General features: G+C 65.4%; 7 protein-coding genes and 3 pseudogenes. 1 reads left to right on the top strand and 9 read right to left on the bottom strand.

Features of this window, described 5'->3' with window-relative positions; translation table 11 throughout:
• Positions 1-103: 103 nt before the first annotated feature.
• From MF609_RS19430 to MF609_RS19420, 3 genes are all read right to left on the bottom strand, one after another.
• Positions 104-436: a four-helix bundle copper-binding protein gene (locus MF609_RS19430; protein WP_046985870.1), complete on the bottom strand. Its 333-nt coding sequence runs from the start codon at positions 434-436 to the stop codon at positions 104-106.
• A gap of 112 nt (positions 437-548) precedes the next feature.
• Positions 549-977: a Cu(I)-responsive transcriptional regulator gene (cueR, locus tag MF609_RS19425; RefSeq protein ID WP_082731082.1), complete on the bottom strand. Its 429-nt coding sequence runs from the start codon at positions 975-977 to the stop codon at positions 549-551.
• A gap of 11 nt (positions 978-988) precedes the next feature.
• Complete coding sequence (locus tag MF609_RS19420) at positions 989-3442, bottom strand: heavy metal translocating P-type ATPase (RefSeq protein WP_269430554.1); 2454 nt, start codon at positions 3440-3442, stop codon at positions 989-991.
• Positions 3443-3576: 134 nt separating this feature from the next.
• Between MF609_RS19420 and MF609_RS19415 the strand changes: the two genes are divergently transcribed.
• Positions 3577-3771, top strand: a complete 195-nt coding sequence (locus MF609_RS19415; protein WP_007407007.1) for a heavy-metal-associated domain-containing protein — start codon at positions 3577-3579, stop codon at positions 3769-3771.
• A gap of 146 nt (positions 3772-3917) precedes the next feature.
• On the opposite strand, the gene MF609_RS19410 is transcribed toward MF609_RS19415, so the two are convergent.
• The 6 genes and pseudogenes from MF609_RS19410 to tnpC form a co-directional block, all read right to left on the bottom strand.
• On the bottom strand, positions 3918-4070 hold the full coding sequence (locus MF609_RS19410) for a DUF6118 family protein (RefSeq protein ID WP_007407005.1): 153 nt from the start codon (positions 4068-4070) through the stop codon (positions 3918-3920).
• A 293-nt stretch (positions 4071-4363) separates the two neighbouring features.
• A pseudogene (locus MF609_RS19405) lies at positions 4364-4830 on the bottom strand (Ti-type conjugative transfer relaxase TraA); the annotation flags it as partial.
• Positions 4831-4920: 90 nt separating this feature from the next.
• Positions 4921-5324: pseudogene (locus MF609_RS20140) on the bottom strand (DUF305 domain-containing protein).
• Positions 5325-5407: 83 nt separating this feature from the next.
• Positions 5408-5854, bottom strand: coding sequence for a DUF305 domain-containing protein (locus MF609_RS19395; protein ID WP_081796470.1), 447 nt, complete (start codon positions 5852-5854; stop codon positions 5408-5410).
• 95 nt (positions 5855-5949) lie between these two features.
• Positions 5950-6552 (bottom strand): plasmid pRiA4b ORF-3 family protein, encoded by a 603-nt coding sequence (locus MF609_RS19390; RefSeq protein ID WP_242417704.1) that lies wholly within the window; start codon positions 6550-6552, stop codon positions 5950-5952.
• Positions 6549-8094: pseudogene (gene tnpC / locus MF609_RS19385) on the bottom strand (IS66 family transposase). Before tnpC ends, MF609_RS19390 begins: the two are co-directional and overlap by 4 nt.
• Between the last annotated feature and the right edge of the window lie 36 nt (positions 8095-8130).

Below are 8130 nucleotides of genomic sequence, written 5' to 3'. Positions count from 1 at the left end.
TCTAAAGCGTTGCCGCAACCCTGACCGTGCATCGCACCGTCTCACGCGCCTTGGCTCGCAATGTAACGGGAGGGCGGCGGGGAAAGCGCCGCCCTCGGGCCATTTACGCGGCCATCTTGTCGCAAGCGTCGGCGCACTTGCGACACGCGGCGACGCAATCCTCCATGCCGTCCAGCCCTTCGCAGCTCGACGCGCACGCCCGGCAAATCTCGGCGCACTCGCGGCAGATATGCCGGTGGTGCTCGGACTTGCGCGCCATGAAGTCGATCGCGACACTGCAAATCTGAGCACAGTCCAGCATCAGCTTCATGTGCTGAGGCTCGGCGTGTCGCCCGCCCGCCTCCAGGCAGTGATTCATCGCCATGTGAAGGCAGGTGATGTGGCATTCATGGCAGGCGTCCATGCACGCCTTCATCTCGGGATCGATCTGATGCATTGTCTTTCCTTCCATATGCGCCCCCCTCCCCTTGTATATACGCGGTTCTTGGCGCTTTCCCTCGCCGGGGTCGGGACTTCACCGTCCTTGCGGCTCGGACCATGGTCCAAGGTCAACCCTTTTCTTTAGCGCAACGCAGACTCACATGTTCCACTCCGATCGCAAGATCGTCCAGGATCGGGCAATCCGGTCGATCTCCGCCCGCGCAGCGACGCGCCAGATCTTCGAGCGACTTGCGCATCGCTCGGAGCTCGTGCTCCTTGCGCTCCATCTCCGCGGCTCGTGCAAGCGCGAGGGCCTTGACCTCACCACTCGCCCGATCGCCGTCCTGCCACAGCGCGACGAGCTGGCCGATCTCCGAAATTGGAAAGCCCAGATCGCGTGCGCGGCCGATGAAGCGCAACATGTGGACTTCGCGTTCGTCATAGTCGCGGTAGCCGGAATCACGCCGCGTGGCCTTCGGAATGAGGCCGATCGCCTCATAATGGCGGATCATCCGCTGGCTGACGCCCGAAGCTTTGGCCGCCTGTCCTATATTCACGTATCGCCTCCTCAAGCCGCTGTCGGACGCCAACGGCGAAGCGTCAGAGCATTGGCGACGACGCTGACACTCGACAGCGCCATCGCCGCGCCGGCGATCACCGGGCTTAGATACCCGAACGCTGCCAGCGGGATGCCGACCAGGTTGTAGATGAACGCCCAGAACAGCCCCTGGCGGATCTTGGAATATGTCCGTTTGGAGATGTCGATCGCGTCCGCGACCAGGCGCGGATCGCCCCGCATCAGCGTGATGCCCGCTGCGTGCATCGCAACGTCTGTTCCGGTTGACATGGCGATGCCGACATCTGCTGCAGCGAGGGCAGGGGCGTCGTTGACGCCGTCCCCGACCATCGCGACCGTGCGGTCCCCGCCCCGCAATGCTGCTACCGCATCCGACTTTCCTTCCGGCAGGACATTGGCAACGAAATCGTCGATGCCGAGCTTGGCCGCCGCTGCGCGGGCGCTTCCCGCATTGTCTCCGGTCAGCATCACGCTGCGTATGCCACGGCCATGCAGCGCCGCCACGGCAGCAGCGGCGGAAGCCTTGACCTCGTCGCCGAACGCCAGAAGGCCGAGAAGGCGGCGTTCGGGCGCGCGTTCCGCGACCCAGGAGACCGTCCGTCCCTCGGCTTCCAGCCTGGCCGCCTCACTCGCCAGCGGTGTCATCACGATAGCTTCGTCGTCCATCAAGCGCGTGCTGCCGAGGATCAGGTTGCGGCCGTTGACGTCTGCAGCAACCCCGCGGCCGGGCAGGCCGCGCATCCCGTTGGCGCGGGCGGGTTCGACGCCTTCCGAGCTGGCCCACGCCAAGACGGCCCGGGCGAGCGGATGCTCGCTTCCAGCCTGAAGCGCCGCGGCGAGCGCGATCAGCTCGGCGCGTTCGGCCCCCTCGGCCGGCAGTGCGGCCAGCAGCGAGGGCTTGCCCTCGGTCAGCGTGCCGGTCTTGTCGAACGCGACGATGTTGATGCGGTGCGCGGTCTCCAGCGCCTCCGCGTCCTTGATGAGGACACCGGCCCGCGCGGCAACGCCCGTGCCGGCCATGATCGCGGTCGGCGTGGCCAGGCCGAGCGCGCACGGACAGGCGATGACGAGCACCGCGACCGCGTTCAGGATCGCGACTTCCACTCCGGCGCCGGCGATCAGCCAGCCGGCGAGGGTCAGCGCGGCTATGACGAGGACGATTGGCACGAACACGGCGCTGACCTTGTCGACGAGCCGCTGGATCGGAGCCTTGGCGCCCTGCGCGCTTTCGACAAGGCGCACGATGCGAGCGAGGGTGGTCTCAGCCCCCACCGCCGTCGTCTCGACCAGGATGAGGCCGTCCGCGTTGATCGATCCGCCGGTCACTGGGTCTCCAGCGGCCTTGGCGACCGGAAGGCTCTCTCCGGTGAGCATGGATTCATCGACATGGGTTGCTCCCTCGATCAGTCGTCCATCGACGGGGATGCGCTCGCCGGGCCGGACGCGGACGCGGTCACCCGAGCGCACCTCCGCCAGGGCAATCTCTCGTTCGCTGCCGTCGGTGCCGACAACGCGAGCCTGGTCGGGCCGCAGCGCCATCAGCGCGCGGATCGCCTCTCCGGTCTGACGCTTGGCGCGGCCTTCGAGCCATTTGCCGAGCAGGATAAGGGTGATGACGACGGCCGAAGCCTCGAAGTAATAATGCGCATCCATGCCGTGCATCGGCGCGAACAGCAGCTGGTAGAGGCTGAGCCCGTAGGCGGCCGATGTGCCGATCGCGACCAACAGGTCCATGTTGCCGGTTCGGGCGCGCGCGGCCTTCCAACCCGCGCGATAGAAGCGCGCGCCCAGCCAGAACTGCACGGGCGTCGCGAGCAGCAGCTGGATCCAGCCCGGCACCGCCACCTCGATACCGAACGGGGCCAGCAGCATCGGAACGACCAGCGGCAGCGACAGCGCCGCGGCGATCAGCACGTGGCGGAGCTCTCTTGTTGCGGCTGCGTCGCGGCGGGCGTCCTCGGCGCTTCGTTCCGCCTCCGCCGATCCGGTGCGCGCGAATGCGGTGTAACCAGCGCTTTCGACGGCCTCGACCAAGACATAAGTGGGGACGCCACCCACCGTTTCGATCCGCGCCGTCTCGGCTGCCAGGTTGACACTCGCGGAGCGGACGCCGGGCACTTTCAGCAGCGCCTTCTCGACCCGGCCGACACATGAGGCGCAGGTCATGCCCGTGATCGTCAACTCGGTCGTTTGCGTCAACGGGGTGTAGCCCGCCGCAAGAACCGCATCGGCTACGGCAGCGACATCGGATCGTCCATCGACGAACTCGACGTTCGCGCGCTCCGTCGCGAGATTGACCGAGACGCCGGCGACGCCCGGCACCCCGGCGATGGCGCGCTCCACCCGCCCGACACACGTCGCGCAGGTCATGCCATCGATGGCCAGCGACAGCCTGTCTTCGCTTCTCGCCTGTGTCTGCATTGGCAGCTGCGCCGGGGCGCTCATGGTCGTCTCCACTACTGAGTCGATGGCCTTATCGTCCCTCACATCGTGTCAAGGTCAACAGCTAAATACACCCCTTGACCCTGACACAGTGTCAAACCCCACATCTGCTTCATCCACCTCATGGAAGAACGAAGATGATCGATTTCAAAGTTCAGGGAATGACCTGCGGAGGCTGTGCGCGCGGTGTGACCAGCGCGCTTCAGCGCGTCGATGCCAAGGCCGTCGTCAACGTCGACTTGGCGAGCAAGACCGTTTCGGTAAACTCGACGGCCGATGTACAGCAACTCAAGCGGGCCATAGAGAAGGCCGGCTTCGCGGTGACGCAATAGAGAGCCCTATTTTGCCTGAGGGCTTTCGGGGCGGGCGCGTAAAAGGATTGTGCGTTGATCCGCACGCGCCCGCCTCGCGATCATAAGTGCACCGGCCTGAAACGGTCATGACACCGGCTGAAGCCTCAAAAGTCCGCGTTGTTACTTTATGGGGCGGGCGCGACCTTGACGGTGCATCGCACCGTCTCACGGGCTTTCGCAGCAGCTTCTACGCACCTTTCAATCGCTTCGCGATTAACCGTCACGATTCTGTCGGCCGCGACGATCCCACGGAACGCGGTCGGGCTGGCGCTCTGCATTAGGCGCTGCCCTGCTTCCCAACGTGGTAGGCCGAGCGTTCACGCCGCGATGCGCTGCGCCATCTGCTTGGGCGTCATCGCCATGACCGGGGCTTTGGAAAGAATATGGACAACATGGTCGATGCGGCCGGTCGCCGTGTCCACGCCCTGCTGAAGCACGCCAAGCGCCTTGCTGTAGTCGGGCACGTTGATCGCGCGGCGCGCTCGGCCGCCAAGCCCTCCACGGCACGGCGTAGCAATGCCAGCTCACGGTCCTGACCTTCTATCGCGGCACGCAACCGGTCGAACGCGCGGGCCTGGTCCTGCTCGGGCCGGGCATGGTCGCCCGCCATGTCCCTTGCCCCGGTCGCGCGACAGGGCGCGGACGAGCTGGCGCTGGTCGGCGAAGTCGCGCGGCCGTAATGGAGATGCACGTCGTCGCGATGCCGCGACATGCCGACATAGGCGCTGTGCCGGTCCATGCCGGGGGTGGCGAGGACAGGGGCGCGATCGACCGTCACCCCCTGCGATTTATGGATGGTGGCGGCATAGCCATGATCGACATGGGCATAATCCTTGGTGTCGAACGCGACACCGCGCCCGTCATCGAGGCGCACCGCCATGCCCTCGGGCGATACCCGCTCGATCGGGCGAGCGTGCCGTTCTTGACCCCCATGCCCCGTTCGTTGCGAAGGAACATGATGCGGTCGCCGGTCGCGAACTGGCGTGTCCCCCGCTCGGCCTTCACCGTCACGTCGCCGCCAAGGTCGTCCGACGAACGCCCAGCGCCAGCGCGGCGATCAGGTAGCGCATACAGATCTTGGTCGAAGCATCGTTGGCGGTCCCGTCCGATTGGAGCGGGACCATGCGGTTATTGAGCAGGCTTGCCCATTTTGCGGAGCATCGCATTCAGGGTCGCGATTTCGCGGTTCTGGCTTGTGATGGCTTTCTGCGCCTCGCCCCGGACCTCTGCATTCTGGGAACTGCGAAGCGCGATCTGCGACATCGCGACCGCACCGCGGTGATGCTCGATCATCTTGCGAATCCACGTCTCGCCGGCATCGGCTCCCTTCGCCGCCATCATCTTCTGGTGCATGTCCATCTCGGCCGGCCGTAGGGGTTGGCCGCGGTTGGCTGCATCATCTTGGAATGATCCATGCCTTGATGGTTCATGCCCTGATGCCCCGCCTGCTGGGCTAGGGCCGGGGTAGCGAGCAAGGCAAGGGTCGCCAGCACGGGTACAATACGCAGCTCGATCTCCTCGGGTCGTGTCAATTTTCTACGCGCCGGAAGCGCGCCCCCCTCATCCGCCGAAGCGATAATCGTTGGGTGGCTTGTCCTATCAGTCGCGCTTCGGTTCAAAGCCGGGGAAGAATGGCCTTCATCTGATCGATCTCGCGGCGCTGCCCCTTGATGATTTCGCCGCATAGCGCTTTCAACTCGGGATCACGGAGCGACGCCTCTTGGCACATCAGGATCGCGCCCGAGTGATGCGGAATCATCGACCGCGTGAACGCCCGGTCTCCGATCGTCGTCTGCGTCCGGATCAGCGCGTAGCTGCCGAGGAAGACCGCGATCGAGCCGATAATTAGTGCGCTGTTCGCCGCCCTGGAAGGAAACATATGGCGCATGGCGAGGATCATCGCGACTACCATCGGCGCGACCATCATCAGCGTCATATAGAACATATTCAGGTTGTTGTAGAAGCTGCCTAAACTGTCGATCATCACGAACATAACGAAATACATGATGATGCCGCTGACGACGGTCTGCACCGCCAAGCTCACATATGCGTTCTTCATCATCGCTACTCTCCCGTGTTGATGCCGCCCGCCCGCATAAGTGCGCCGCGCCGTGTCGCGCGTCGCCGGACAGTAAGCGTGGGCAGCAGACCGCCTTGCTATTGAGTGCGGCTCTTTTGGTAGGCGAGTTTGCCGGCGTGGCGGCGGATGGCGATGGCGGCGACGGCGCGGCGGGTGAAGCGTTCGTCGATGTCGTCGGCGTTGTAGGGGCCGCCATACCATTCACGTAAGCGGTCGTGTTCTTCGTGGCCGGGGTCGGCCATGGCATCAAGGAACATCTCGAACCCGGGCAAGCCGCCGACATCTTCGGGCGGGCAGCGCCGTTCCCCGTCGACGAAGCACGGATATTTGACGTCGGGTTCGCCGGGGCCGACCGTCTCGATGGTGATGGTGTGCCGCCAGTCGTCGCCCATGTCGTAGGTATAGACGAACTCCCGCACGCCCCGATCGATGAGCGTCGCGAGCTTCACGTTCTTTGCAGCGGTCATGCCGCTCTCCGGCCACATTGGGTCGGGAATGCCGTAGCGCTGGTCGGCGGCCTCGAAATGCCACAGATGGTAGTCCTCCCAACCCATCGCAGCCTGGACGATGTCGTGGAGCATCTTGAGGCTGGCGGTCGCCGGCACGTCGACCCGGCGCCAGATGGCGGGTTCGATGTCATCGAGGACGATATGCAGGCGGGCGATGGTCTCGACGCTCATGCCGCCAGTCTGGCAGGTTCGGGGGACCAGTTCCACGGCATGAGTTCGTCCCAGCGGCTGGCTGGCCAGTCACCGGCCACCTTGGCGATGACATCGGCGATATACGCCGGTGGGTCGACGCCGTTCGCCTTGCACGTCTGGATGATGGTGTAGATGGCCGCGGCCCGCTCGCCGCCTGCGCGCGAACCGGCGAACAGCCAGTTGCGGCGTCCGACCGCGACACCGCGCAGCGCACGCTCCGCGATATTGTTGTCGATCTCCAGGCGACCATCACCCAGGAAGCGCGACAGCGCTAGCCAGCGTTTCGTGCCATAGGCGATGGCCCTTGCCATGTCGGACCTCGACGACAGGCGGCGCAAGCTGGCGTCGAGCACCTCGCGCAAGGCGTCGACCAGCGGTCGACTTTTCTCCTGTCGGGCTCGCCATCGCACGTCGGGTGGTTGGCCACGGACCTCGGCCTCGACAGCGTAAAGCGTGCCGATCCGCTCGAGGATATCGGTGGTCAGCGGTGTAGGCGACCGTTCGTGCAGGTCGAAGACCTTGCGCCGGAAATGTGCCCAGCATGCCACCTCGGTGACGCCACCCCGATACAGTCCGTCATAACCGGCATAGGCATCCGCCTGCAGGAAGTTGCGGAAGCCGGCGAGATGAGACAGCGGGTGCGCGGCGGTGCGGTCTGGCGTGAAGCGATACCAGGTCGCGCGCGGCGCCGTGCTGCCGGATGCCTGGTCGTCGGCCGCGTACACCCATAACCGGCCAGTCGCGGTCTTGCCCCGGCCGGGGTCGAGCACCGGCACCGGCGTGTCGTCGGCATGGATCTTGTCGGCCTTGAGCACCTCGTCGCGGATGCGGCTGACGATGGGGTCGAGAAGTGCTGCGGCCTGTCCGGTCCAGCTCGCCAATGTCGAGCGGTCGATGTCGATACCTTGCGCTGCCATCATTTCGGCCTGGCGGTAGAGCGGCAGATGGTGGTCGAACTTGGAGACGACGACGTGCGCCAGCGTCGCGAAGGTCGCCTTGCCTCTGGCCACAGCGCTCACCGGTGCGGGTGCCTGGACAATCTTCTCGCATACCCGGCAACTGTATTTTGGGGCGGACGTTGCGCACGACGCGCCAGCGCACCGGCACAATGTCGAGCATCTCGTGTGTGTCCAAGCCGAGCGCGCGCAACGCACCGCCACAGTCCGGGCAGGTGCAGGCACCCGACGCCGGCTCGTGGACGACCTCCTCGCGCGGCAGATGTCCGGGCAGACTGCGGACGGGCACCGGCCGAACCGCCACGCCAGGGTCAACCATCTCAGGCCCAGGCGCATCGCGCTCGGTCTCGAGTTCCTCCAGCGCCAGTTCGAGTTGCTCAATCTCGCGCCCCAGCTTTTCGGACGACGCGCCGAACTGCATTCGCCGCAGCCGCGCGATCTGTCCGCGCAGCGTATCGATGAGCAGGTCGCGGGCGGCAAGCGCGGCATTGGCCCGGGCGAGCGAAGCCTCCAGCGCGGCGATCCGCGCGGTCGCATCAGCAGGGGAAACAGGCGCTTCCGACACTCCGTTTCCATAGCAGATTGCAGGTCGGCGAGCGAG

It is taken from the genome of Sphingomonas panni, from assembly GCF_022664435.1.
GTDB lineage: Bacteria > Pseudomonadota > Alphaproteobacteria > Sphingomonadales > Sphingomonadaceae > Sphingomonas > Sphingomonas panni.
The sequence above is the reverse complement of the archived record's forward strand: the minus strand, read 5'-3'. Positions and strand labels throughout refer to the sequence as shown.